This window comes from Desulfomarina profundi (assembly GCF_019703855.1).
GTDB classification, from domain to species: domain Bacteria; phylum Desulfobacterota; class Desulfobulbia; order Desulfobulbales; family Desulfocapsaceae; genus Desulfomarina; species Desulfomarina profundi.
The window spans coordinates 1,647,785-1,670,643 of sequence record NZ_AP024086.1 but is presented as its reverse complement, the minus strand read 5'-3'; the positions used below and the strand labels follow the sequence as shown (position 1 = coordinate 1,670,643).

The window sequence follows — 22,859 nt, the reverse complement described above, 5'->3', positions numbered from 1 at the left end:
ATGCGTGCTGGAGTATTGGGTGGTACCTTCAACCCTGTACATTTTGGCCATCTCGAGTTGGCTGAAACTGCCATTCAGGAATATTCCCTGGATACGGTTATTTTTATCCCATCAAAGGCTCCTCCCCATAAAACAGAATCCGAGCTGGTCTCCTTTTTCCACCGTTGCAGGATGATGGAGATCGCCTGTGAAAATTATCCCATGTTCCGGTACGATTGTATCGAGGGACAATTACCGGCTCCTTCCTATACAATAGACACACTCAGAACTTTGAAAAAACGTCTGGGAGAGGACTGTACACTTTTTTTTATTATCGGCAGTGATGCCTTTCTTGATATTCTAACCTGGAAATCATTCAGACAGGTCCTCAGTCAGGTATCTCTTATTGTCGGCCACAGAAAAGATGTAGATAGTTGCAAGATGGTTGATCTTGCCTTGAATATAGGATATGACAGAAAGAAAAAGAGTCACTGGAGCAGTGACTGGGGGGGGGAGGACATTCTGTTTCTTGACACAATCCCCGTTGGAGTTTCGTCAACTTTCATCAGAAAGATCAGCGAGAACGACAGGGAACTGAAAAAGTATGTCCCGTTAAAAGTGGTTGAATACATCCGGGATAAACGGTTGTATCAGCACGGTGGGTGAGAATTTTCATTTTACAGCACTTGGCTCCCCTTGTGGGGTGGCAGGTCACAATTATTCGGTTGCCTGGAAGAGAAAAAATGCAATCAGAAATTACAGGTTCCCCAACTTCCTCAATATCCCTTCTGGTAGTGGATGATTCCCTTGTATTCCGGCGCTTTATTCGAGACCTGATTGATGACTGTGATGATATAGTCATTGTTGGAGAAGCTCAAAATGGTATTGAAGCGCTAGATCTTGTGCTGAAAACCAACCCGGACGTCATTCTCCTTGATGTGGAAATGCCTCTTATGGACGGGATGACGGCTCTGCAGCATCTCATGATCCACCGCCCTACTCCGACCATTATGCTGTCCAGTCTTACAGAGGAAGGTACGGCAAGATCTTTTGATACACTGAAGAACGGAGCTGTGGATTTTATCTGCAAGAATTTTATTTTTCAGGAAAATAAATTGCTGGTTCATCAGAAATTCATTACGGACAAGGTTAAAAAGGCAGCCGGGATGGAAGTGAAATCGGTCAGTCCGGTCTTTACAGCTTCCGGATCTTTTACACTTCCTGCAGAGGAGGAGCAGAGAGTAGTGTTCTGTGAAGAATGCGGGAATAAAGAGGTTGTCAGTTTCAGTAGAACAAGAATGGATGAAAACATCATCTGTTCAGTGTGCGGTGATTCCATTGATCTCGTTGTCACAGGGCAGTATCGGAGAAATACTTTTGTTACAGTTATAGGTGGCGGAGAAGGTGGATTTTATAATCTGCTGAATATTATCCCCAGACTGGAACCTGATATGGGTGGAGCGGTGATCGTTGTTCTCCACCGCCATGTCAAACAGATCGATTCATTTACTGAATATCTTGACTCTATTTCCTCAATGAAGGTTTTGCGTGCTGTAGACGGTGTAAGTGTTGAAGCGGGAAACTGTTATCTGGCTTCAGGAGAAGATTATATGTGTCTGAAACCCTACAGCACCCGTTTGACTTTACAGCGTCTACTGAAAAAGACTGCCGACAATGTCGGACCACTGGATGTACTTATGGCTTCGGTGAGTGCAATCTATAAAAAGAAAGCAGCCGGGGTAATTATCTCGGGGGAAAATGAAGAAGGGGAGAAAGGAGTAAGTATCCTTATGCGAAATAAGGGAACACAGCTCATTCTTGAGTCGACAGCCTGCCTCTGTTCATCAATGGGAAAACGGATTATGAAGCAGTGTAATATCCATACTACAGTTTCCATGGATACGCTGGTCGAAAAAATCAAACACCTGCATCACAATGCAAAAGATGATATTGTCACGGGATGATAAAAGCCGGCCTGTTCCTGAGTCCTGTAATTAATACGCATTGTTTTGAGTGATTACAAAATTAAGAAATGAGATGTTGCCATGGAGGAAATGCGGACTGAGTCACAATTATGGGAAGAGACGGTACCGCTCATGCGACAGGGTTACCATAGATCTCTTTTAAAAAAGGCATATGAATCCGGTGGAAATATAAAAGTTTTTCCCCTGCGTGAAAATGTATTTGCTGCAATGAGACAGACCAGTTTCGGCGATACAAGGGTTGTTATCATAGGGCAGGATCCGTATTTCAATGAGCATCCGGGAAAGGGACCGGAGGCTCATGGATTGTGCTTTTCTGTCAGGGAAGGAATACCGATTCCACCGTCATTGCGGAATATTCTGCAGGAAGTCAACCGATCAGTTTATAGTGGTAAACCTGTCAGCCGGGACAGTGACCTGACAAGGTGGGCCAGGCAGGGGGTTCTGCTCCTCAATGCCAGTCTGACTGTGATTGCCAAGAGGCCAAATTCCCATGTAAAACTGGGTTGGCATACCTTGACTGACAATATTATTGAAACATTATCACAAAAAAAGGAAAACCTCGTTTTTATGCTCTGGGGTGCATTTGCCCAGAAAAAAACAGCGCTCATCGATCAGACAAAACACCTGGTTCTCGCCACAACTCATCCTTCTCCACTGTCAGCTCACAGGGGCTTTCTGGGGTCCAATGTTTTTGTGAAATGTAATAGATACCTGGAAAAGACAGGACAAAAACCTGTCGAATGGTAGGTGAACTCAAGCAAGAAATATTATTTCCAGATAGACACTATCTATGGTTTTTTTTTGTTTTATTGTTCGTCAGTCGTTCAGGAATTTTTTTATGGTTACTGGAACAGCATCAGCCAGTTCACTTGCTGTATATCCTGCACCTTTCTTTTCATAGAGACAGTCTCCGGCGCAACCATGGAGAAAAACACCGGCTATGGCACTGTTTCTGACTGATACCCCCTGGCATATAAGTGCTCCGATAATTCCAGTCAGCACGTCTCCCATGCCCCCTGTTGCCATTCCTGGATTGCCGCTGGTATTGATAACTGTTTTGCCGTCACCTGAGGTGATAAGAGTTCCAGCGCCTTTCAGCATAAATATTGTTTCATGATCCGAGCCTGAAAAAACATCGCAGCCTTCCGCTGTGGCTTCCAGGCGGTTATTTTGGATGTCATCTGCTGTTTTCCCTATCAACCTGCTCAATTCGCCGGGATGGGGAGTGAAAATCCTTGGACCAGCCGGGAGTGGAATTTCCTCTTTGTTCGCTGCAAGGATGTTAAACGCATCTGCATCTATGATCATAGGACATGGAACGGAACTGTAAAGCTGCATGACAAGTTTGGCAGTGCTTGGGTCTGTACCTAGTCCGGGGCCGAGGACAACCGCCTTTTTGCCCTGGACTGCATCAATGATCAGATCAATATCGTCATGAAGAATGTAATCGGTACTGTTTGGGAGCGGAATTGTCATCGCTTCAACAACAGTTGCCTCAAAAATACTATTCAGCTTATGCGGAACACAGAGGGTAACAAGCCCGGCTCCAGCCCTCAGCCCACCTTTGGCTGCAAGAACAGCTGCACCTGTCTTTCCTGATGATCCGGCGATGATGAGGAGGTGACCATGTATACCCTTATGGGAAGCTTTTTTTCGGTTCAGATTGCAGGTGATTTTTCTACAGCTTTCCCGAGTTGTGAGTTCTGTTCTGATATCGGCATTGTAGATGGTCTCAGGGGGAATTCCTATGTCGATTATTTCAAGTTTTCCTGTCCATGAAGCACTGCCATGGATGAAATGGCCAGGTTTTGCACAGCAGTATGTGGCGGTATAATTGGCTCTTATACATGTGCCAAGCACTTTCCCTGTATCTGCATCCATCCCTGAAGGAGTATCAACGGAAATGACAGGAGACCGGTGAGCGAAGTTTTTTCTGTTGATAAGATTTATGGTGTCAGCAAAATGGCTTTCCACTTTTCTGGTGAGACCGATGCCGAAAATGGCATCAATTATTGCATAGCAGGGTAACCCTCTTGATTCAAACTGCTTCAATAAAATTGGTATTGTCTCCACCCTGCTGGGTGTATCTATGACATGGAACGGTAACCTGAGTTTTTTTATAATCTTGAGATTGACTGCCGCATCACCTTTCAATGAATCCGGGTTGACCAGGAAAAAAAACACAGGCTTACAACCCCTCTGGTGAAGATGGCGACCGATGACCAGACCATCTCCACCGTTATTACCCGGGCCGACAAAAATAAGAGCAAAAGTGTCTTTACAGGGACCGCACTGTTTCTCCATCATTTTTACAGTTCCCAGGCCTGCATTTTCCATAAGCACTATGCTTGGAATGTTGAACTCCTCAATGGCAGACGTATCAAGACCTTTCATCTCACTTGATGTGGGTAGTTTCATGGAAAATCTCCTGAAAAATGAACACGTTACTCTTCAATAAAAATTTTACAGAATCGGCACGGTTCGAATCCGGCGTCCAGAGCGACCTGAATGTCCTTAAACTCAATTGTGCAGTTTTTACAATTATAATATTCGCATGACTTTACATGGAATACTCGACTTTTTGCATTTCCTTTTACAATATTTTCTGCACGGTCAGTTTCTGTGTCTCCAGTAACATCATAACTGTCGGATTGGGCGATACCGAGAAATCCGGTTTTTACCTGGTTATAAAATTTTGAAAGCAATGTTCGTATATTATTACCTGTTTTCTGAAAAAAAACTGTTATATTTTCAGGAATAAGTGATTTTTCGTTTGATACTCTGGTAATCCAGAAAACAGCCAGGCCGAAAAAGAGGGTATTGGGTGTCCACATGGACAGGGCAATTGGTAGACGATCCTCTTCAGCGAGAGTTTTTCCAAAGGTAAAAAGGATGTAGTACAATACAAAAATAGCAAGACCAATCTGAATGCCGATAGCTTTTTTTCCGGGTCTGGCCTGCAGACCCAGGGGAAGACCCAGGAGGCTGATCATAAGGCAACCCACCGGAAGAACCAGGCGTTTATGGTATTCGATGAGCAGTTTTCGTTTATGTTCCGTGTTTTCTTTGATCGATTTGGCTTCTGCAAGGAGTTGCCCCATGGTAAGGGCACTTCTTTTCAATCTTGTCGCCTTTGTCGATGAGGGCAGGAGAGGAATGTTAATCCTGTATCGATCAAATTGAACGATCTGGGCATTGTCATTTCCAGGCCTGTGCAGGCTGCCGTTACGGAGAATTATGGAAACTTGCATGTTTTCTGCATTTCCTTTCATGGAGCCGGTTGAGGCCATGGTTATAACAGGGTTGTCAACTCCGCGCATATCCGAAACCCATACCTTTTTCCATTCCCCAGTCTGTTTGTCAATTTTTTCCACGTAAACGACTACATCTCCAAGGGCTTCAGTAAAGGTGTGTTCTTTAATACCTTTGTTTAATTTTTCTCTCAGCAACTGGTAGGTGAGATGTTTCATGGAAATCTCACTCAGAGGGATGAGCCGTATGGAAAAATAACCGGTCAGCAGGGCGATAAGAGTTGCTACTACAATGACGGGGGGAAGGATCTGGTAGACGCTGATACCGCTGGCTTTGAGTGCGAGAATCTCTGAATCACTTGAAAGGCGGGCAAAACCAATGGTTACTCCCATCATTGCGGCCATGGGAATTGAATAGAGGAAAATATTGGGGAACAGATAAGTGAAAAGCCTGATGAAATCAGCCAGCCCTATGTCAAGTTCCAGGGTGAAGTTGAGAAATGGTATGAGCTTGACCAGGAAAAAGACACAATTCATTATTATGAAACTGGCAAAAAAGGGTGCAAGCATTTCAGTTGCCAGATAACTGTATAATAATAGGGGAAGTCTGGAAAACGGTTTCATAAAGTGCACGGAAAGATGGCTACCTGCTGTCACGACAATTATCGGGAGAAAAAACTTGCATGACAGGTTGAATAACAGTAGTAAAAAGTATTTTCAATGAATGTGAAATTCAGCTTGGGAGGTTCATCGCCTCCATAATGAACTGTGTTTTCATTCGTATAAGAAATTGTCATTGGGATTATAAACCATATTATCAATAAATCGAGGGAAACAATGCATTTGTATGAAACGGAAGAAGGTGATAAATGGGTGTGTATTACCTGTGGTGTTGAGGAAGAGTCAATGATACGTGAAAAAAAATGGGAATGGATCTTCGATCGGGATGATCCGACTCTTCGCTGTGCATTGTGCCGCCGCCCTGATTATGATTATGAAGATTGATCGCTGCCTTTTGCAGGCAGATATTAAAATTTGGAATCGATAAGCGGCTCATCCACGGTCACCTCAATCCAGTGCTGATCCCACCATTCTTTTGGGGTGACAAAAATACCATTGACAAGCATGGAGAAATGGAGATGATCTCCTCCGGCCATTCCGGTAGTGCCCGTTAATCCAATAACGGATTGTGGTGTGACTTTGTCTCCTGGAGCCACATTAATCTGGCTGAGATGTGAATAAAGACTGAAGACCCCCTGACCGTGATCAATCATGATCATGTTGCCGTAGATACCTAAATAATCCGCATAAACAATTATACCGCTGTTGGCAGCTCTCACATTGGCACGTCTTGTTGATGCTATATCCATACCCAGGTGGACTTGTTTGTCAATGGGACGTCCTTTATAAAAATAGGTGCGATGGTCGGCAAAACCGGCTCTTGAACTGCCGGGCATTCGCGCAAATTTGTCTTTCCACATTCTTTTTGCAGATGGGCTATTGCATAAAGAGCTTATTTTCTGGTTGTTCTGTTTGCGTACTGTATTGTTTATATAGAGATATTTTTCCAAAAAGGTTCCTGTGAGATCAGGGTAGAACTGCTCAAACTCAGGAATTTTCTTGTTCAGAAAGCCATCTGTGACATTAATCCTGTCACGTTTCTTCCTGTCGGCCTTATATATTGTGGAAAAGGGGGCCACTGTCCGGTTACCTGCTCTGTCAATGGCGGTGACTGCGAGGGTGTCTATTGATTTGGCATCATAGGGAAGACCGAAAAATGCGATGAACGTATCATCGCGGCCGTCCCCAATCAGAAATCCGGGGTTGAAATGGCCGTTGAGCATGACGCCATTTCCGGCTTCCTTGTCAGATAATCTGTAAATGGCTATACCACTTCCGCCGGGTATAATATATTTTTCACTGTGGAGAATCTGGATCCGGGGAGGTTTGGTGTCCAGAATAATTTTCTTCGTGACATGGGTGGTATTTCCTTTCAGCCAGCCTCTGAAAGAAAAATCGGAGGTTTCAAGAGCAAGCAGTACCGGACCGTCTTTAAAGCCAAGTTTCTTTGCATCGAAAGAAATAGCTTTACTCTCTTTTGTCGGACCAGCCTGCCCTTTATAAGAATTCCTTTTAAAAGTTTTTTTATAAAGTATTTTTGTTTGATCGTTCTGGGCTGCTGTTAGAGTAATTGATTTTATTCCACTCTGATTGTCTGAGACAGTGAATTTGACAACCCCCTTTTTACCGATGAATTCACCGTTTCCATTGAGGCTTGCAACAGGTTTTTCTCCTTCGAAAAAGAGGAAAAAACCACCGGTTATAACGGTGATGACAAGGAGCAGCAGGATTGTGAGAAAAAAGCGACGGGGACCGGAAGATTTTTTTTTGTATTTGAAAGCCATGACAGGCTAAGCTCCTGTAGATACAAAGAATGAATGAGGTGGCTCAATCCTGTGCCATTGCTACAGGGTTGAGAAAAAAATTAATTCTGCCAGATTATTTCGTATTTTTCCATGTGCAGGTCTTTTGAGGGCGCGACAATAATGCGTTTTCCTGTGTCCTCCTCAAGGCGTGTTCTTGTCAACTCTTCTTCCTCATTGAGCATGTCCGCTATTCTGGGATGGACCCGCAGGGTTATGGTCGATCCTTTTGCCCTGCTGACATTCCTGCTGATTTTTCTGAAGATATCATAGCAGATTGTGCGCCTGGATTTGATCATACCTTCGCCGGAACAGTAGTGGCAGGGTTCGCACATCAGCTGGTGCAGGTTTTCAGAATTTCTTTTCCGTGTCATCTGCACCAGACCAAATTCAGAGAGCTTGAGAATATTATTCCTGCTCTTATCTTTTTTTACGGCCTCCTTAAATGTATTAAAGAGAGTTTCCCGATGCTGTTCATCTTCCATATCAATGAAATCAATAATGATTATTCCACCGATATTACGTAATCGAAGTTGGTAGGCTATCTCAATCGCCGCTTCCATATTGGTTTTGAAAATCGTATCATTCAGATTCTTTTTTCCAACAAATCGCCCAGTATTGACATCGATTACTGACAACGCTTCCGTACTTTCAATTATGATATATCCACCGGAACGCAACCATACTTTCTTTTCTGTGGCCCTTGTTATTTCCGCCTCTATGTTGTGGGCTTCAAACAGGGGGATTTTTTCGTCATACAGTTCGATTTTGTCCAGAAGCTGGGGGGCAAATGTTTCCGCGAACTGGAGAAGTTTTTTATGCCCGGCCGGATCATCTATTATGAGTTTATCCACATCAAGAGTGAAAAAATCCCTGATGGATCTGGAGATAATATCAAGATCTTCAAAGATAACTGCAGGTGCTGGCAGGTTTTTGGCCCTGTCCATTACGTCATCCCAGAGCAGCATCAGAAACTCCATGTCAGCTTCAAGCTCTTCCCTGGTTGCATGTTCTGCGACTGTCCGAACGATAAAACCGGCATTATCGGGACGAATTTCCTCGATCTGTTGTTTGAGTTGTTCGCGAACTTCCTCGTCCTCAATTTTTCTTGATATGCCGATATGGTCCGTAAGGGGAATAAAAACAAGATTTCGGCAGGGAAGGGTTATATGGCAGGTGAGTCTTGCCCCTTTTGTACCGATAGGATCCTTGTTGACCTGGACAATGATATCCTGACCTTCAGTCAGAAGATCTTCAATGTGAAGTCCCTGGGCTTTTATATTGGTATTAGCACAGTCGGTCATGCAGGAACAAAGTTCGGGGGAATCAGAGGCAACGCAGACGTCGGCAACGTAGAGAAATCCTGTGCGCTCCAAGCCGATATCCACAAATGCAGCCTGCATCCCCGGCAGGACACGAACCACTTTGCCTTTGTAGACATTTCCCATGAGGCCTTTTTCAGTATGCCTCTGCATATGAAATTCGCTCAGGGTTCCATCCTCCACAAGGGCCAGACGCACCTCATAGCTCGTCGCGTTGATCATTATTTCTGTGGACATTGTAAAACCGTAATTATCTAATATTTAGACTTCTCCGGGGAGAAGGAGTATACTATTCGAATTCTATAGTATACAGTATTACTTTGGTAAATTGCCATAATAATTATTGTTTATATTTGCATAATTAAAAAATTAAAAACTTAACAAGATTTTGATGTCTCCCTGCCCAGTTTCGGTCATTATTCCCACTTACAATCGTTCAGAATTCCTCAACCGGGCGCTTGAATCCATACGCAGGCAAACGGTGAGATGTGGAGAAATTATCGTTGTTGATGACGGGTCCACTGATCAAACCGCATCGGTTGTTAGGGATTTTTCTCAACGGTATACCATTGATGTAATTTATTTACGGCAGGAAAATCGTGGGCCTGCTGGAGCAAGAAACAGCGGGATTACAGTCGCCAGATATCCCTATATTGCTTTTCTTGATTCAGATGATCACTGGAACAAAAAAAAACTGGAACTGCAGTTTGCGGCAATGAATGAAAATCCAGATTTCTGGATCAGTCACACGAGGGAAAAATGGCTTCGAAATGGTCAACATCTCAATCAGAAGAGGATCCATATTCCCCGACACGGCAATATCTTTAATCACTGTCTTCTGTTATGTGGAGTTGGTATGTCAACAGTAATGTTGAAAAAGGAGCTGTTTTCAAAAGTGGGAAAATTTGATGAACGCCTGAGGTGTTGCGAAGACTATGATTTCTGGCTCAGGGTAAGTTGCAGGTTTTTGTTTTATCTTATTGATTTACCGTTGACAATTAAAGAAGGAGGGCGTGCGGACCAGGTCTCTTATATTTATCGTGTGGGTATGGATAAGTTACGAATTCAAGCCATTACCAATTTACTGGATTCGGGTATCCTTCAGCAAGATCAGATACAGGCTGCCCTGCTTGAGCTTGAAAAAAAGTGTACTGTTTATGGGAATGGTTGTATAAAGCATGGAAAAAAAGAGGAGGGACAATCATTCTTTCAACTTACAGAGAAGTACAAAATGAGATATCTATCTGAATCCGTGAAATGAACTGGAGGCATTGTGGCGGGAAAATCGTGGAAGGATCCATCATATTTCATAGAAAAACTCTATGTTGAGGAGTCATGCCTGAATCTGCCGTATACTCGGGAAATTATAGAAAGAACAGGCCTTGATTATATTCCGGTTGCAGAGAGAGGGAAGCCCAATGATCTGGATGGGGATTTTGCTGTAAATCTTACGGCAGGAAAACGTCAGTTGTTCCTCTGTGAAAACCGGGGAGTTTTTTTCAAACCCTGTCCAGGTACAAAAGAATATCGGTGTTGTGATTACCAGGTACTCAGCACAGGAATGAATTGTCCCATTGACTGTGTTTATTGTATTCTGCAGGCCTATCTGAATTCTCCATGGTTGACACATTATGTGAATATTGACAAACTGTTTCAAGAACTCGATGCTGCGCTGAATGAGAATCCGGAAACATTTTACCGGATTGGTACAGGGGAGTTTACCGATTCTTTGGCCATTGACAGATTTACATGTCTGAGTAAATATCTTGTTTCATATTTTGCCAAAAAGACAAATGCAGTTCTGGAGTTGAAGACCAAAAGTGCGGTGATAGAGAATCTCAAGGGACTTGAGCACAACAGAAGGACTGTTGTGGCATGGTCATTAAACAGTCCTTCTGTCATGAAAAAGGAGGAGCTGCGTTCTGCTACATTGGATGAAAGGTTGGCGGCTGCTGCAGAATGCGCGGACATGGGGTACAGGCTGGCCTTTCATTTTGATCCGATTATTGATCATCCTGGCTGGCGTGAGGGATATTCTGAAACTGTACGGCTGCTGTACGAAACTGTTCCTGCCGATGCAATAGCCTGGATATCCATGGGAGCGTTGCGTTATATTCCGAGCCTGAAAGATATTGGAATGAAACGTTTTCCCAATTCAAATATATATTTTCAGGAATTTATCGAGGGTCTTGATAACAAGTCCAGGTATTTCAGACCGGAAAGAGTCAAACTGTATCGTCATATCTATGAGGAACTCAAGAAAAAAGCTTCTTCCCGGACCTGTATTTATTTCTGCATGGAAAGCGATGAGATCTGGAAAGAGGTTATGGGTTTTGTTCCAGAAGAAAAAGGGGGGATTCCGCGTATGCTGGACAGGAGTGTTTCATAGCCCCTCAGGTAAAGGTTTTATTTTTTATGTGTATGTTTTACAGTCTATGGTATTGAATCTGGTTCAGATATGGACTTAGCATTGGCTAAAAATGATGATCCCGGTCATGAGACTGAGATATTTTTTTTAATAAAAATCAGGAGAATGGTTAATGATAAATAAAGTAATCCTTGTGGGAAATCTGGGAAGTGATCCTGAACTGCGATATACACAGAGTGGCACTGCAGTTGCGACATTAAGTGTGGCCACCAACAGACGCTGGAAGGATAGGGATGGGAATCCTCAGGAAGAAACTGAATGGCATCGTGTGATAGTCTGGGCACAGAGTGCCGAGTTTTGCAGTAACTACCTGTCCAAGGGAATGAAGGTTTATGTTGAAGGACGCCTGCAGACTCGAAAGTGGCAGGATCAGAATGGCAATGATCGGTATACTACTGAAATCATAGCATCAACGATTCAGAACCTTACTCCACGAAGTGGTGAATTTGCTGGTGGTGGCAGCCAGGAACCTCCACTGCCCCCTGATCCATTTGGGGACAGTTCCACAGGAGGAAGTCCAACAACAGGTGAGGATGTTCCGTTCTAGTCCATATTTTTTAAACGTGAACAGAAGATCATGTTTCTGGACAGACTATAACTGGAGTATTGACGTGCCATTCAACTGTTTTATTGTTTGTTAGAGAATTCCGCGACCGAAGACCGTTTTACCGCAATCGGATTTTTTTGCTGTTGATTCATTGGGTCAAGTCATGCTGGTTCGTCTGGTTTTCGCCCGCAATGGTATATTGCGATTTCTGCTGGTTTTGTGTTTCGCTGTATGGAGTACCCTTAAGATGAATTTTATTGAGTTATAATACTGTGTTATGGATTATTATGAAGTTCTGGGTGTTGATCGGAAAGCATCCCTTGCAGAAATAAAGAAAAAATATCGGAAACTTGCGTTGAAATATCATCCCGATAAAAACAAGGGTGATAAGGAATCTGAAACGAAGTTCAAAGAAATAAGTGAGGCTTATGCCGTTTTGTCGGACCCCGAGAAGAAACAGCAGTACGATCAGTTTGGTTCCACACAGTTTCATCGGCAGTATTCCCAGGAAGATATTTTCAGAAACTTCGACCTGAATGAAATTTTCAGGCAGTTTGATTTTGGTGGTCGCACGGCCTCTTTTACCTCAGGAATGGGTGGAAATGGAGGAGGTCGTTCTTTTGGTTCTTTTTTTAATCGTTCCGGAGGATGCGGGGGTGGGTGTCATTCAGCGCCGGTAAAAGGCCAGGATATGACTTATCAGATTGAAGTGACTCTGGACGAAGTTCTCAACGGGGCTGATCGTAAGATCACATTGCAAAAAAATGGTAGAACCCATAACGTTTCAGTTAAAATCCCAAAAGGCATAGAATCCGGAAAAAGACTTCGTCTGAAGGGTAAAGGTGCAGAATCTCCCAATGGCGGTCCTCCGGGTGATTTATATCTGAAGGTAAGTATAGCTGATGACAGACGATTCCGTCGGGAAAATGATGATCTCATCGTTGAAAAACTTATCTCATTCAGCGAAGCCTGTCTGGGGACGAAAGTCGAAATTGAAACTCTGGAGGGAAAGAAGTTCAAGGTCAATATTGAGCCGGGTTCGGTGCATGATTCCCGCCTTCGGATAAAAGGATATGGTTTGCCCGCAGGACCTCTGGGAGACCGTGGAAATCTTTATGTCAAGGTGGGGGTGAAGGTGCCCCGTGAATTGACGGAAGAACAACGAAAGCTGGTTGAAAAATTGCAGGAACTGGGCTTGTAACAGTCAATAAACTCTATTAGCAAGCGGATGCTCCGCAGGATCACAAATATTTTTTGCTTGTTAAGCAAACTCCCGTGTATATGGAAATTTAATCCCCTGTCTGATGTCTTTTCAGACAGGGGATTTTCAGATTCTTTTTGAACCGGCAATTTGCCTGCAGCAAGAGAGGTGTCAATATTTTGCGTCGGCATAGGCCAACCATCCGCCGGCCGCAACAAGGTCACGGTCAAAGGAGTTCAATTCAAATGGGAGGGTGAACGATTTTCCCCCCTGACTGTCTTTTGCCTGCAGTTCGCAAGTTTCAAGATTAACCGATATGGTCACTTCTTCACCGAGCTCAAAAAGCCGGTTTAATTTGTCTTCTGCGAGTTCAATGGCGACAATACCACAATTGAACATGTTCTGACGGAAGATCCTGGCAAAGCTCTCTGCAATTATTACGTTGATATCATTGACTTCAAAGGCCCAGACCGCATGTTCCCTGGAAGACCCGCAACCGAAATTGGCTCTTGTAATCACAACTTTTGCCTGTTTCATCCGATCGGATTGATTGTCGAACGGTTTACCATCCAGGAGAAGATCTTCGAGAAGATGTGGTTTCAATGCTGTTTTTGAGATCTCTGTCAGATATTTTGCCGGAATTATTTCATCTGTGTTTATATCATTTCTGTCCAGAAAAACTGCTGGACCTCCAAATTCTTTCATTTGCGTACCTCTTCTTTTTTGAGATAATGCCTGTCCATAAATGGCCTTTTTCACTGTACATCATTTATCGTGGAGAGTGGCTGAGCTGAGTTTATCAGTCCAGTCCTACTGGTTTATAAAAAGTCTCTGGGATCAGTGATTTTACCGTTGAGAGCTGTGGCTGCAGCGGAATACGGACTCATGAGATGAACCATGCCACCTTTTCCCATCCTGCCATTGAAGTTTCGATTGGTGGTGGAGGCGCAACTTTCTCCTTCCGCAAGTACTCCGGAACTCATCCCCAGGCAGGCACCACAGGTGGGATTCAAGACACAGAATCCAGCATCCATAAAAATGGCTATAAGGCCTTCTTCAAGAGCCTGTCTGTATATCAGGGGTGTGGCGGGAGTGACAATACCCCGAACACTGTTTGCCAGTTTTTTGCCTTTGAGAATTGACGCAGCATTCCGCAGATCTTCAATTCTTCCGTTGGTACAGGAACCTATGTAGATCTGGTCAACTGGGGTGCCAACCATTTCATTGATATCTTTTACAAGATCAGGCTTGTAACCGTATGTCACCTGAGGAACCAGTGTGGTAACATCAATTTCAAGAGATTCAACATATTCTGCATCGGGATCTGAATGATATTGTCTGTACTCGTTGACGGCATCGTCTATTGTAGCATAATCATTACGGATAAACGGCCAGAGATATTCAGCTGTGACCCGGTCGGGCAGGCAGATACCGCATGTTGCTCCTGCCTCCACAGCCATATTACATAAAGTCATTCGACTTGACATGTTAAAGGATTCAACGACGGGTCCTGTGAATTCAATTATCCTGTCAGTGGCTCCGTTCACGGAAATTCTTTTGATGATATTGAGAATAACATCTTTGGCTGTGACGGATGGCTGTAATTCCCCGACGATATTAATTTTCATTGTTTCCGGCGCCCTGAAGGAACAGACACCCTTGTAAATACCAACCTCAAGGTCTGTTGTTCCGACACCGGCGGCAAATGCCCCGAATGCACCGTGGGTACAGGTGTGTGAATCACCCATGATGACGGTATAACCCGGCCTGACGAACCCCTTTTCAGGAAAGAGAGCGTGACAGACTCCGTTTTCTCCGACATCGAAAAAATCTTTGATTTTGTGTCTTCTAGCCCACTCCCTCATTATCTTTCCCTGGGTGGCCGTTTTGGTATCTTTTGCCGGTGTTACATGATCAATGACAGCTTTTATCCTGTCGGCATCAAATACCTTATCCATACCCTTTTCCATCAAATCCATTATGGCTATGGGGGTAGTGATTTCATGACACATGACGACATCAAGGCTCAGGATCATATTATCAGGTGAGGGTTGGTCTCTCAGGTGGGAGTCAAAGATCTTTTCAGCGATGGTTTTTCCCATTGTATAAACTCCGTTGTAAAAAAGTTGAACCTCAATCCTGCACTCCGGAAAAAGAAAAATAAAACTTTTGATTTCATATCAAGAGATTATGCATGAAATCAGAAAGTAAGTTCATCCACCAACAGGGTGGAGTAAATTTTTCATTTTCTGTTGTCGGCTGGATTGGCAATTTTACCGAATCTGCTTCGTTGTCAATGGTTTGAAGGGTGAAGATATGTCGGTGTTATTGTTGCCGCTCATCTCCGGTAACCTTGCTCATTGAAAGATTCAGGTTGAAAATAAAAACTCAGAATACAGCCCCGGTCTCATCTTAAAAAAAATGAAGTGAGCTGTAATCTGGATTGCGAAAGATACACGAAAAATGGTAACCTTGCCGTAATTTTCATATGAAACAGTCATGGTTTCAGGTTTTTCTCCACACAAAATACCTTTTGCACTGGAAGATCACCGAAGAAACCTTTGTCTGAAAATTCTCCCTCAGCAGGTAATCCTGCCGCAGTCGGATTTTCATTACTTTGTTGTACCCGGAGGGCATAAATACCCGGAGGGCATAAACACCCAAAGGGCATAAATTGCCGAGCCTTAAGGTTCGGCAATGTCAATTTATTTGAAACAGGATCATGGGATTTTATCAAACGTTCTCTGTCTTTTTCCTGATTGTATTTTTCAGTCGACCTCTTTTTGCTGCTCATGGAATTTCCATGGATGGCGAGTTGAAATACCCGGCCGGTTTTAAAAAATTTGACTATTGTTCCCCACGGGCCATAAAAAGTGGCAGGATCGTTCTTCATGATCTCGGTGGTTTTGACAAGTTAAATCCATTCACATTCAAGGGAGAGCCGCCTTTCGGCCTGGAAACACTGGTCTTTGAACCTCTTGCGGTAGCAAGTCTTGATGAACCGTTTTCTGAGTATGGCTTGCTGGCAAGAGATATTGAGCTGGCAGAAGATGGTTTGTCCGTTACCTACACACTGGATGAAAACGCCAGATTTTCCGACGGTACACCCGTAACTGTCGAAGATGTCGCCTATACACTCGAGATTTTAAAAGGGAAAAAGGTTCATCCGTTTTATCCCTATTATTACAAGGATATTGTAGGATCAGAAATAATTGCTCCAGGGAAAATACGGTTCAATTTTGCCCGTAAAAACAGGGAGCTTCATCTTATAGCCAGTCAGATACGGGTACTTTCAAAGAAATTTTATGAAAAATTCGGTTTTGGGGTAAAGTCGAATGGCAGTCAGCCTGCAATCCCGATCGGATCGGGTCCGTATGTCATTGACAAGGTCCGCTATGGTAAAAGTATCACCTATAAAAAAAATCCTCATTACTGGGCAAAAGAGCACCCTGTGACGAAGGGAATGTACAATTACGACGAGATCACTATAAAATATTTCAAGGATCAGACAATCGCCCTTGAAGCATTCAAAGCCGGAGAATTTGATTATCTTCCTGTAAATATTGCCAAGCAGTGGGCAAGGGATATGAAAGGGCCGAAATTCGATTCCGGTAAAATCGTCAAAAAAAATTTTATCCATTTTAATAATGCCGGAATGCAGTGTTTCGTCATGAACACCAGGCGATCTTTGTTTAAAAATCGACTGGTGCGTCAAGCAATGGGACTGGCGCTGGACTTTGAATGGATTAACAGGGCTCTATTTTTTGACCAGTATACAAGGTCAAACTCCTTTTTCAGTAATTCGCCCCTGGCCGCAAAAGGATTGCCGAAGGGCCTTGAGCTGCAGTATCTGAAACAGTATCGTTCAATATTGCCAAAAGACGTTTTTCTGAAACCACTGAGACCACCCCGGGTGACCAGGGAGAACAGTCTGCGAAAAAACCTGAAAAAGGCAAAAGGTCTGCTTGCAGCCGCTGGTTGGAAGGTAAAGAATGGTCTTCTTGTGAACGATGAAGGCAGGAAATTTCAATTCGAAATTCTCCTTGTTTCCCCATCTTTTGAAAGGGTCATGGCTCCATATGCGGCGACTCTTCGCAAACTGGGTATCGAGGCGAAATACCGAACTGTGGATCAGACCCTCTATGTTGAGAGACTGAAAAAATTTGATTTTGATATGATTGTGACCACTTTTTCACAATCTCTTTCGCCAGGAAATGAGCAGCGGAACTACTGGCATTCTTCTTCGGCTTCCCGAAGAGGTTCGAAAAATTATGCGGGAATACACTCAGAGGCAGTAGATGGACTGGTAGACAGAATTATATATGCGGAAAACTCCAGGCAGTTGTCCAGTGCCTGCAAAGCACTGGACAGGGTATTGTGGTATGGATATTACGTGGTACCGAACTGGTATCTTGGAAGTCACCGTATCAGTTATTACAGAAAAATACATTTCCCTGAAAAATTACCTCTGTATTATGATCCAACCCAGCTTCTTATGACATCCTGGATGGAAAAAGCTCAATAGAACTGAGTTTTTCTTTTCGATGTTCCCTGGAGTCTCTGTGGAGCATGAATCGAACGATAATTTCCATCTTCTCAAGGACAATAACTAACAACAGATATGGGTGATATAATTTTATGAGTTTTCTGTTTAACTTGTTGTTTCCCGATGATAAAATAATGTTTTCACTTGACTGATGGCACGGTTTTCTGCTACCTGTTAAGTACGTTTTTCATTCCTGTGTTTTTTCGGTACTGTAAAAACCGATGAAGAACAGGATGAGGGCGGAACGATACGTACAGAGCCGGAGGGCATTTGTATTATTTGCCCGTTCAGGCCTGTCATTACCGGGGAGGCTTGCAGGATGTCAGAGCGTGTGAAAGGAAAAGTGAAATGGTTTAATGCCAGCAAAGGGTATGGTTTTCTTGAAAGACCTGACGGAGAGGCTGATGTGTTTGTTCACTTCAGTGCCATCCAGGGGAAGGATTCAAAAGTCTTGAAGAAGGGGAAGAGGTTGAATTCACAATTGCCCAGACTGACAAGGGATTACAGGCGGAAAATGTAACTAAACTAGGATAAACCGGCATGGCCGGGCCCAATGGCTCGGTAATAAAAACCAAATGAAAATCTGACTGCGGCAAAGCAACCTTCGCCGGTGGCGATTTTCGATTAAACTGCAATATTGTAAAATATTCAGCCCCGTTTTCGTTATCTGTGTTCGAAAACGGGGTTTTTATGTTTTTTATCTGCAGGTCAGCCTGATTGAGCAGCCATATTTCCGGTACGATTGTCAGGTTGAGCTTTGTGTGTAATCAGATAAATTTTACTCTTCTCTTGTTCTTCAGGATTGCCAATTCCGGATTTTAAGTATAACATCCCAAGCCGATTATGTTATCAGCAGAAAGAAGAACCGGGCATGCTTTTTGTCCGGATGTGCAAACCACAGGTTACAAGTTACGATTGGAGTGGGAGTATTGATGAAGAGTGGTTTTTCAATTCGGATAAAGACGATTCAGGAAACTGAACGAATAGGTGAAATACTTGGCAGAAAAGCCATCGGTGGAGATGTCCTCTGTCTTCGTGGAGATCTTGGCGCTGGAAAAACTACTCTGACCCAGTCTATTGCAAGGGGGCTTGAGGTGCCGGAGAAGTATTATGTCTCAAGCCCATCTTTTACGATTCTTCATGAATACAGTGGACGTATTTCTCTGTATCATATGGATTTTTATAGATTATCCGGTTCAAACGAGGTTATTGAATTAGGGTTTGAAGAATTATTTTACCTGGATGGACTGACGGTTATTGAATGGCCGGAAAGAGCGGAAGATATTCTGCCGGAAAGGCGGATCGATATTGATATCAGGCTGGAAGAGGACGAAGAGAGAATACTGAGTTTTTCTTCGGACGATGAAGTTTATTTAAAGATATTGAAAGAGAAGCTCTGTGGCTGAGAGCTGTCTTGTTTCAGGCAGAGGATGTAGAAAGAAAAATGAAGAAAAAAACTATAGTACTTCACGATTGCCATAAAACATTTACCCAGGATCAGGACAAGGCGCTTACTCCGGATGAAACTGTTAAAAATTTTTATAAAAAGGTCGACCAACTTGAAATACGGATTGTCAATGAGGTGAGAAGAATTGACAATGGCAGGCTGGATATCCCCGTTTATTTCAGCGTCTGCGGGAAGATGCTTTTCAATTGACCGGTACGAAAAAACAGATGGGAAAAGGAGCTTCACCTGAGCAGGCCAAGGCCTCTGCATGCATGGAGCTGGCTGAGAGATTTTCTTTCTTTTCATTTAAAAACAATCCGGAAAATTTTCTTGTAGGTGATTACAAAAGCATGGTCGAGAATGGATATCCTGTTCTTGGAATACAATACCTTCTTGATTCGGTACATGACTCCGGAACTGATGTCAATACCTTTGAAAAACTGTTGGAAAACATCCCCATGCAGTGGGTTTGGGCCACCAACCTGACCCGCAACCGTGATGTACTTATTCCCTTTTCCTGGTTTTACGCCATTAATGAATTCAATGGCCCATCTGCAGGCAATACCCTGGAAGAAGCAGCTCTTCAGGGCATCTGTGAGATAGTGGAGCGTCATGTCTGTTCTATTGTTAATTACCGCAGGATTGAAACACCGAAAATAGATTCAAATTCTGTAAATGACCCCGTCGCAGTGGAATTACTGAAAAAATTTGCGGAACAGGGAATTGAACTCTATCTTAACGATTTTACACTCGATACCGGTATATGTACTGTAGCAGCCCTGGCCATTGATCGACATACCTTTCCGGAGAAAAGTGAAATTGTCTATACGGCGGGAACCACACCTGACCCGCAAAAAGCTCTCATTCGAGCGGTGACCGAGGTGGCTCAGCTGGCGGGAGACTTTAACACCGGTTCAAATTATGTGGCTTCAGGGCTTCCCAAACCTCATTCCATGAAGGAGGTTGACTATCTTACAGGAACAGAAAAACTAGTTTCCATTCAGGAAATGAATGATCTTTCCGACGCCAATATTCGGGTCGAGGTGGAAAACTGTATCCATTCTCTGGAAAGAATCGGCATGGAGGTGTTTATGATCGATGTGACCCATGATGAATTACAGATACCTGCATGTTATACCATTATCCCCGGGGCCCATTTCAGGGAACGGTCGAGAATAAGTGACGCAGGACTTTTCGCTGCTAAACTTATGATGGAGCTGGTGGATGATGCGGATCTTCTGGAAAAGAAATTTTCACAGATGGAAGAGCTGCTCCCCGAAGTATACTATCTCGCATTTTACAGGGGAGGAACCTGGTGGATATGGGGCAACCGGACCAGGCGATAGCCTATTTTGAAAAAGCTTTGAGTCTTGACCCTGAAGAAGAGGATCTTCCCTATATTTTTTCTTATCTGGGAAGTTGCCTGAAAGAACTTGGTCGCTATGAAGAGGCGGTTCAGGTATTGAAAAAAGGTCTTTGTGAAGATGAGGAAAGACCTGATATACATAATTCTCTTGGAGTTTGTTTTTTCAAGCTCGAGATGTTTGAAAAAGCCATAAATCATTTCCAACGTGCAGTTGAGTTGAATCCAGCTTCAGCCATTGATTATGCGAATCTCGGTGTAAATTACTACAGACTTGGAAAAAATGATTCGGCAATTGAGTTTCTGACCCTGGCACTGACTCTTGACGACAGCTTAGGTTTCGCGAAGGAACTGCTTGAAAAAATAGCCACAAACAGGGAAAAACAGTGATAATTGTCCAGAAAGTGACTTCCTGCAGCAGGATAGACATGTCTTTTAATAAAAATTCTTCTTTTATTCTTCGTTTCATCACCATCTTCTGTATTGTCTTTCTTCTTTCCGTCACCTGCGGTTTCACAACTCCGGGAGTGCAGGTACTGAAGAACAAGGCAAGGAAATATTACCAGGGAATTGGTGTAAAACAGAATTATACCAAGGCATTTGTGTTGTATCGCAGGGCTGCGGAAAAAGGGGATGCAGGGGCCCAGTATATCTGTGGAGGGATGTATTTCCGTGGATTGGGAGTAAAAAAGGACAATCGTGCCGCATTTAAGTACCTGTACAGGGCTGCACTCCAGGGAAAAAGTAGCGGCAGATCTGAAAGAATTCTGGGTGAGGCTTTTTTTCAGGGAAACGGAACCTTGAAAAATTTAAGTAAAGCCATCCACTGGTACAGTCTCAGTGCTGAGCACGGAGACAGTGAGGCTATGAATACCCTGGGTTACCTCTATTTTATGGGTCGTGGTGTTGAGAGGAATGAAGAAAAGGGGGCTGAATATTTTCTCCAGGCCGCAAAAAACAATTTCCCCCAGGCCCAGTTCAATACCGGCATCATGTATTCAACCGGAAGCGGAATTGGAGAAATTGATCTGGTTGCTGCCTATGGATGGATGAATATTGCTGCGGCCAATGGTTACCGCCCTGCAGTTGCCGCAAGGGATTACCTGGAAAACCTGCTTACGGGAAAGGAATTGTCAGAGGCTCAGCAATTTGCGGGAAAACTGCAGAAAACGTTGGAAAGTGGCAAAAAAACCCGATGAAAAAAACACTATTTCTTCTGCGCCATGGGGAAACCCTGTTGAATGGCAGGTATGTCGGTTCAACAGATGTATCCCTGTCTGAAAACGGTCGGGCCATGATCACAGAAATGGCAATGGCAATGGTTTTTCCTGAGAAAAACATTGAACAGATCTACTGCAGCCCGCTGAAGCGTTGTTGTGAAACATGTGAACTTCTTCAGCTGAACGCTGATGTCAGAATTGATGATGATTTACGCGAAATTGATTTTGGCAGGTGGGAAGGTATGACTTTTGAGGAACTTCTTGAAATGGACAGTAGTCTCGTTGATGAGTGGGAAAGAGCAGGGGACAGTTTCTGTTTTCCGGAAGGAGAAAGTATCCGGGACTTTGGAAACAGGGTTGATCGATTTGCAAAACAGATCATGGAAGTGGAAAAAGACCGCATCCTGATCATCGCCCACGGGGGAACTCTTCGGCACCTGCTCTGTACTTTTCTCGGACTGGATCCTGAAAAGAAAATGGTATTTGCCTTGCAGCCTGGTGGTTTATCGGAAATAGAATTGTACGATTCCGGCGGGGTTTTGACCAGATTGCTGAATCCGTTATGATTTCGGGAGAGAAAAATGGCAGAATTGATACTGATAACAGGGGGAGCTAGAAGCGGGAAAAGTTCCTACGCACTTGAGGTCTCTGAAAAAAAATCACACTCTCGAATATTTATCGCCACCTGTCCTTCCATTGACCAGGAGATGTCCGATCGTGTAACACGGCACAGGGAAGAACGTCAGGGGCGGGGATGGCAGACAATCGAAGAAGAAATTGAATTGGCAGCACTGTTCCCCGAAAAGGTACAGGACGCAGGAGTTGTTCTCATAGATTGCGTTACCCTCTGGGTCAATAATATTCTTTATAATTATGGTGAAGAGAAGGTCGATGATTTTGTAATAAAAAACCTGTGCCTTAAGTGGCTGCTCGCAATGGAAAATTTTCCCGGTACAGTGATTTGTGTGACCAATGAGGTGGGGCTTGGTGTTGTTCCCGAAAACAGGCTTGCAAGAAAATACAGGGACCTAGTGGGCACTTGCAACCAGCTGATAGGTCGGAAAGCCGATGAGGTGGTGTTGGTCAGCTGCGGTGTTCCTCTGAAAATAAAGAAGAAAAGATCCTGAAGAGAAACGATAATTATTGA

23 protein-coding genes are annotated in these 22,859 nt (G+C 43.7%); 17 read left to right on the top strand and 6 right to left on the bottom strand.

Annotation, left to right across the window (positions count from 1 at the left end):
• The 3 genes from nadD (at window position 1) to ung (ending at window position 2,711) form a co-directional block, all read left to right on the top strand.
• Window positions 1–645 carry a nicotinate (nicotinamide) nucleotide adenylyltransferase gene (nadD, locus tag LO777_RS07735; RefSeq protein ID WP_228856941.1) on the top strand — a complete coding sequence of 215 codons (645 nt, stop codon included), beginning with the start codon at window positions 1–3 and terminating at the stop codon, window positions 643–645.
• A 77-nt stretch (window positions 646–722) separates the two neighbouring features.
• The gene (locus LO777_RS07730; RefSeq protein WP_228856940.1) at window positions 723–1,943 is read left to right on the top strand and encodes a chemotaxis protein CheB; all 1,221 of its coding nucleotides are present in this window, start codon (window positions 723–725) and stop codon (window positions 1,941–1,943) included.
• Between the two features lie 81 nt (window positions 1,944–2,024).
• Window positions 2,025–2,711: a uracil-DNA glycosylase gene (ung, locus tag LO777_RS07725; protein ID WP_228856939.1), complete on the top strand. Its 687-nt coding sequence runs from the start codon at window positions 2,025–2,027 to the stop codon at window positions 2,709–2,711.
• Window positions 2,712–2,780: 69 nt separating this feature from the next.
• Here the strand turns inward: ung and LO777_RS07720 are convergent, their stop codons facing one another.
• Together LO777_RS07720 and lptF are read right to left on the bottom strand one after the other, a co-directional pair.
• A complete protein-coding gene (locus LO777_RS07720) occupies window positions 2,781–4,382 on the bottom strand; it encodes an NAD(P)H-hydrate dehydratase (protein ID WP_228856938.1) in 1,602 nt (533 codons plus the stop codon).
• A gap of 26 nt (window positions 4,383–4,408) precedes the next feature.
• Window positions 4,409–5,839: an LPS export ABC transporter permease LptF gene (gene lptF / locus LO777_RS07715; RefSeq protein ID WP_228856937.1), complete on the bottom strand. Its 1,431-nt coding sequence runs from the start codon at window positions 5,837–5,839 to the stop codon at window positions 4,409–4,411.
• A gap of 213 nt (window positions 5,840–6,052) precedes the next feature.
• On the opposite strand from lptF, the gene LO777_RS07710 reads away from it, so the two are divergent.
• Window positions 6,053–6,220: a hypothetical protein gene (locus LO777_RS07710; RefSeq protein WP_228856936.1), complete on the top strand. Its 168-nt coding sequence runs from the start codon at window positions 6,053–6,055 to the stop codon at window positions 6,218–6,220.
• A 23-nt stretch (window positions 6,221–6,243) separates the two neighbouring features.
• Here the strand turns inward: LO777_RS07710 and LO777_RS07705 are convergent, their stop codons facing one another.
• Window positions 6,244–7,620 (bottom strand): M23 family metallopeptidase, encoded by a 1,377-nt coding sequence (locus LO777_RS07705; protein ID WP_228856935.1) that lies wholly within the window; start codon window positions 7,618–7,620, stop codon window positions 6,244–6,246.
• Between the two features lie 80 nt (window positions 7,621–7,700).
• Window positions 7,701–9,197: an Rne/Rng family ribonuclease gene (locus LO777_RS07700; protein ID WP_228856934.1), complete on the bottom strand. Its 1,497-nt coding sequence runs from the start codon at window positions 9,195–9,197 to the stop codon at window positions 7,701–7,703.
• Window positions 9,198–9,351: 154 nt separating this feature from the next.
• On the opposite strand from LO777_RS07700, the gene LO777_RS07695 reads away from it, so the two are divergent.
• The 4 genes from LO777_RS07695 to LO777_RS07680 all read left to right on the top strand — a co-directional run bounded on the left by LO777_RS07695 (window position 9,352) and on the right by LO777_RS07680 (window position 13,136).
• Window positions 9,352–10,221: a glycosyltransferase family 2 protein gene (locus LO777_RS07695; RefSeq protein WP_228856933.1), complete on the top strand. Its 870-nt coding sequence runs from the start codon at window positions 9,352–9,354 to the stop codon at window positions 10,219–10,221.
• A gap of 12 nt (window positions 10,222–10,233) precedes the next feature.
• Window positions 10,234–11,349: an SPL family radical SAM protein gene (locus tag LO777_RS07690; RefSeq protein WP_228856932.1), complete on the top strand. Its 1,116-nt coding sequence runs from the start codon at window positions 10,234–10,236 to the stop codon at window positions 11,347–11,349.
• 151 nt (window positions 11,350–11,500) lie between these two features.
• Window positions 11,501–11,935, top strand: a complete 435-nt coding sequence (locus tag LO777_RS07685) for a single-stranded DNA-binding protein (protein ID WP_228856931.1) — start codon at window positions 11,501–11,503, stop codon at window positions 11,933–11,935.
• A gap of 277 nt (window positions 11,936–12,212) precedes the next feature.
• Window positions 12,213–13,136 (top strand): DnaJ C-terminal domain-containing protein, encoded by a 924-nt coding sequence (locus LO777_RS07680; RefSeq protein WP_228856930.1) that lies wholly within the window; start codon window positions 12,213–12,215, stop codon window positions 13,134–13,136.
• A 171-nt stretch (window positions 13,137–13,307) separates the two neighbouring features.
• Here LO777_RS07680 and LO777_RS07675 read toward each other — a convergent pair whose 3' ends face one another.
• Both LO777_RS07675 and LO777_RS07670 read right to left on the bottom strand, forming a co-directional pair.
• Window positions 13,308–13,841, bottom strand: a complete 534-nt coding sequence (locus LO777_RS07675) for a 3-isopropylmalate dehydratase small subunit (RefSeq protein ID WP_228856929.1) — start codon at window positions 13,839–13,841, stop codon at window positions 13,308–13,310.
• Between the two features lie 113 nt (window positions 13,842–13,954).
• Entirely contained in the window at window positions 13,955–15,238 is a 1,284-nt protein-coding gene (locus LO777_RS07670) for a 3-isopropylmalate dehydratase large subunit (RefSeq protein ID WP_228856928.1), read from the bottom strand.
• A gap of 620 nt (window positions 15,239–15,858) precedes the next feature.
• Between LO777_RS07670 and LO777_RS07665 the strand changes: the two genes are divergently transcribed.
• The 9 genes from LO777_RS07665 (at window position 15,859) to cobU (ending at window position 22,839) form a co-directional block, all read left to right on the top strand.
• Window positions 15,859–17,661, top strand: coding sequence for an extracellular solute-binding protein (locus LO777_RS07665; protein ID WP_228856927.1), 1,803 nt, complete (start codon window positions 15,859–15,861; stop codon window positions 17,659–17,661).
• A 340-nt stretch (window positions 17,662–18,001) separates the two neighbouring features.
• Entirely contained in the window at window positions 18,002–18,202 is a 201-nt protein-coding gene (locus tag LO777_RS07660; RefSeq protein ID WP_407929097.1) for a cold shock domain-containing protein, read from the top strand.
• A 412-nt stretch (window positions 18,203–18,614) separates the two neighbouring features.
• A complete protein-coding gene (gene tsaE / locus LO777_RS07655) occupies window positions 18,615–19,088 on the top strand; it encodes a tRNA (adenosine(37)-N6)-threonylcarbamoyltransferase complex ATPase subunit type 1 TsaE (protein WP_228856926.1) in 474 nt (157 codons plus the stop codon).
• Window positions 19,089–19,126: 38 nt separating this feature from the next.
• Window positions 19,127–19,339, top strand: a complete 213-nt coding sequence (locus LO777_RS07650) for a hypothetical protein (RefSeq protein WP_228856925.1) — start codon at window positions 19,127–19,129, stop codon at window positions 19,337–19,339.
• 17 nt (window positions 19,340–19,356) lie between these two features.
• The gene (locus tag LO777_RS07645) at window positions 19,357–20,475 is read left to right on the top strand and encodes a YcaO-like family protein (RefSeq protein ID WP_228856924.1); all 1,119 of its coding nucleotides are present in this window, start codon (window positions 19,357–19,359) and stop codon (window positions 20,473–20,475) included.
• On the top strand, window positions 20,451–20,882 hold the full coding sequence (locus LO777_RS07640; protein WP_228857350.1) for a tetratricopeptide repeat protein: 432 nt from the start codon (window positions 20,451–20,453) through the stop codon (window positions 20,880–20,882). The genes LO777_RS07645 and LO777_RS07640 overlap by 25 nt, the downstream gene beginning before the upstream one ends.
• On the top strand, window positions 20,879–21,691 hold the full coding sequence (locus tag LO777_RS07635) for a tetratricopeptide repeat protein (protein ID WP_228856923.1): 813 nt from the start codon (window positions 20,879–20,881) through the stop codon (window positions 21,689–21,691). Before LO777_RS07640 ends, LO777_RS07635 begins: the two co-directional genes overlap by 4 nt.
• Window positions 21,688–22,278, top strand: coding sequence for a histidine phosphatase family protein (locus tag LO777_RS07630; protein WP_228856922.1), 591 nt, complete (start codon window positions 21,688–21,690; stop codon window positions 22,276–22,278). Before LO777_RS07635 ends, LO777_RS07630 begins: the two co-directional genes overlap by 4 nt.
• 15 nt (window positions 22,279–22,293) lie before the next feature.
• Window positions 22,294–22,839, top strand: a complete 546-nt coding sequence (cobU, locus tag LO777_RS07625) for a bifunctional adenosylcobinamide kinase/adenosylcobinamide-phosphate guanylyltransferase (RefSeq protein WP_228856921.1) — start codon at window positions 22,294–22,296, stop codon at window positions 22,837–22,839.
• Window positions 22,840–22,859 lie beyond the last annotated feature (20 nt).

What these genes read in the sequence shown, in the direction of transcription:
- nadD (WP_228856941.1), top strand. Translation starts at nt 1, where the DNA reads ATGCGTGCTGGAGTATTGGGTGGTACCTTCAACCCTGTACATTTTGGC.
- LO777_RS07730 (WP_228856940.1), top strand. Translation starts at nt 723, where the DNA reads ATGCAATCAGAAATTACAGGTTCCCCAACTTCCTCAATATCCCTTCTG.
- ung (WP_228856939.1), top strand. Translation starts at nt 2,025, where the DNA reads ATGGAGGAAATGCGGACTGAGTCACAATTATGGGAAGAGACGGTACCG.
- LO777_RS07720 (WP_228856938.1), bottom strand. Translation starts at nt 4,382, where the DNA reads ATGAAACTACCCACATCAAGTGAGATGAAAGGTCTTGATACGTCTGCC.
- lptF (WP_228856937.1), bottom strand. Translation starts at nt 5,839, where the DNA reads ATGAAACCGTTTTCCAGACTTCCCCTATTATTATACAGTTATCTGGCA.
- LO777_RS07710 (WP_228856936.1), top strand. Translation starts at nt 6,053, where the DNA reads ATGCATTTGTATGAAACGGAAGAAGGTGATAAATGGGTGTGTATTACC.
- LO777_RS07705 (WP_228856935.1), bottom strand. Translation starts at nt 7,620, where the DNA reads ATGGCTTTCAAATACAAAAAAAAATCTTCCGGTCCCCGTCGCTTTTTT.
- LO777_RS07700 (WP_228856934.1), bottom strand. Translation starts at nt 9,197, where the DNA reads ATGTCCACAGAAATAATGATCAACGCGACGAGCTATGAGGTGCGTCTG.
- LO777_RS07695 (WP_228856933.1), top strand. Translation starts at nt 9,352, where the DNA reads ATGTCTCCCTGCCCAGTTTCGGTCATTATTCCCACTTACAATCGTTCA.
- LO777_RS07685 (WP_228856931.1), top strand. Translation starts at nt 11,501, where the DNA reads ATGATAAATAAAGTAATCCTTGTGGGAAATCTGGGAAGTGATCCTGAA.
- LO777_RS07680 (WP_228856930.1), top strand. Translation starts at nt 12,213, where the DNA reads ATGGATTATTATGAAGTTCTGGGTGTTGATCGGAAAGCATCCCTTGCA.
- LO777_RS07675 (WP_228856929.1), bottom strand. Translation starts at nt 13,841, where the DNA reads ATGAAAGAATTTGGAGGTCCAGCAGTTTTTCTGGACAGAAATGATATA.
- LO777_RS07670 (WP_228856928.1), bottom strand. Translation starts at nt 15,238, where the DNA reads ATGGGAAAAACCATCGCTGAAAAGATCTTTGACTCCCACCTGAGAGAC.
- LO777_RS07665 (WP_228856927.1), top strand. Translation starts at nt 15,859, where the DNA reads ATGGGATTTTATCAAACGTTCTCTGTCTTTTTCCTGATTGTATTTTTC.
- LO777_RS07660 (WP_407929097.1), top strand. Translation starts at nt 18,002, where the DNA reads ATGTCAGAGCGTGTGAAAGGAAAAGTGAAATGGTTTAATGCCAGCAAA.
- tsaE (WP_228856926.1), top strand. Translation starts at nt 18,615, where the DNA reads ATGAAGAGTGGTTTTTCAATTCGGATAAAGACGATTCAGGAAACTGAA.
- LO777_RS07650 (WP_228856925.1), top strand. Translation starts at nt 19,127, where the DNA reads ATGAAGAAAAAAACTATAGTACTTCACGATTGCCATAAAACATTTACC.
- LO777_RS07645 (WP_228856924.1), top strand. Translation starts at nt 19,357, where the DNA reads ATGGGAAAAGGAGCTTCACCTGAGCAGGCCAAGGCCTCTGCATGCATG.
- LO777_RS07640 (WP_228857350.1), top strand. Translation starts at nt 20,451, where the DNA reads ATGGGGCAACCGGACCAGGCGATAGCCTATTTTGAAAAAGCTTTGAGT.
- LO777_RS07630 (WP_228856922.1), top strand. Translation starts at nt 21,688, where the DNA reads ATGAAAAAAACACTATTTCTTCTGCGCCATGGGGAAACCCTGTTGAAT.
- cobU (WP_228856921.1), top strand. Translation starts at nt 22,294, where the DNA reads ATGGCAGAATTGATACTGATAACAGGGGGAGCTAGAAGCGGGAAAAGT.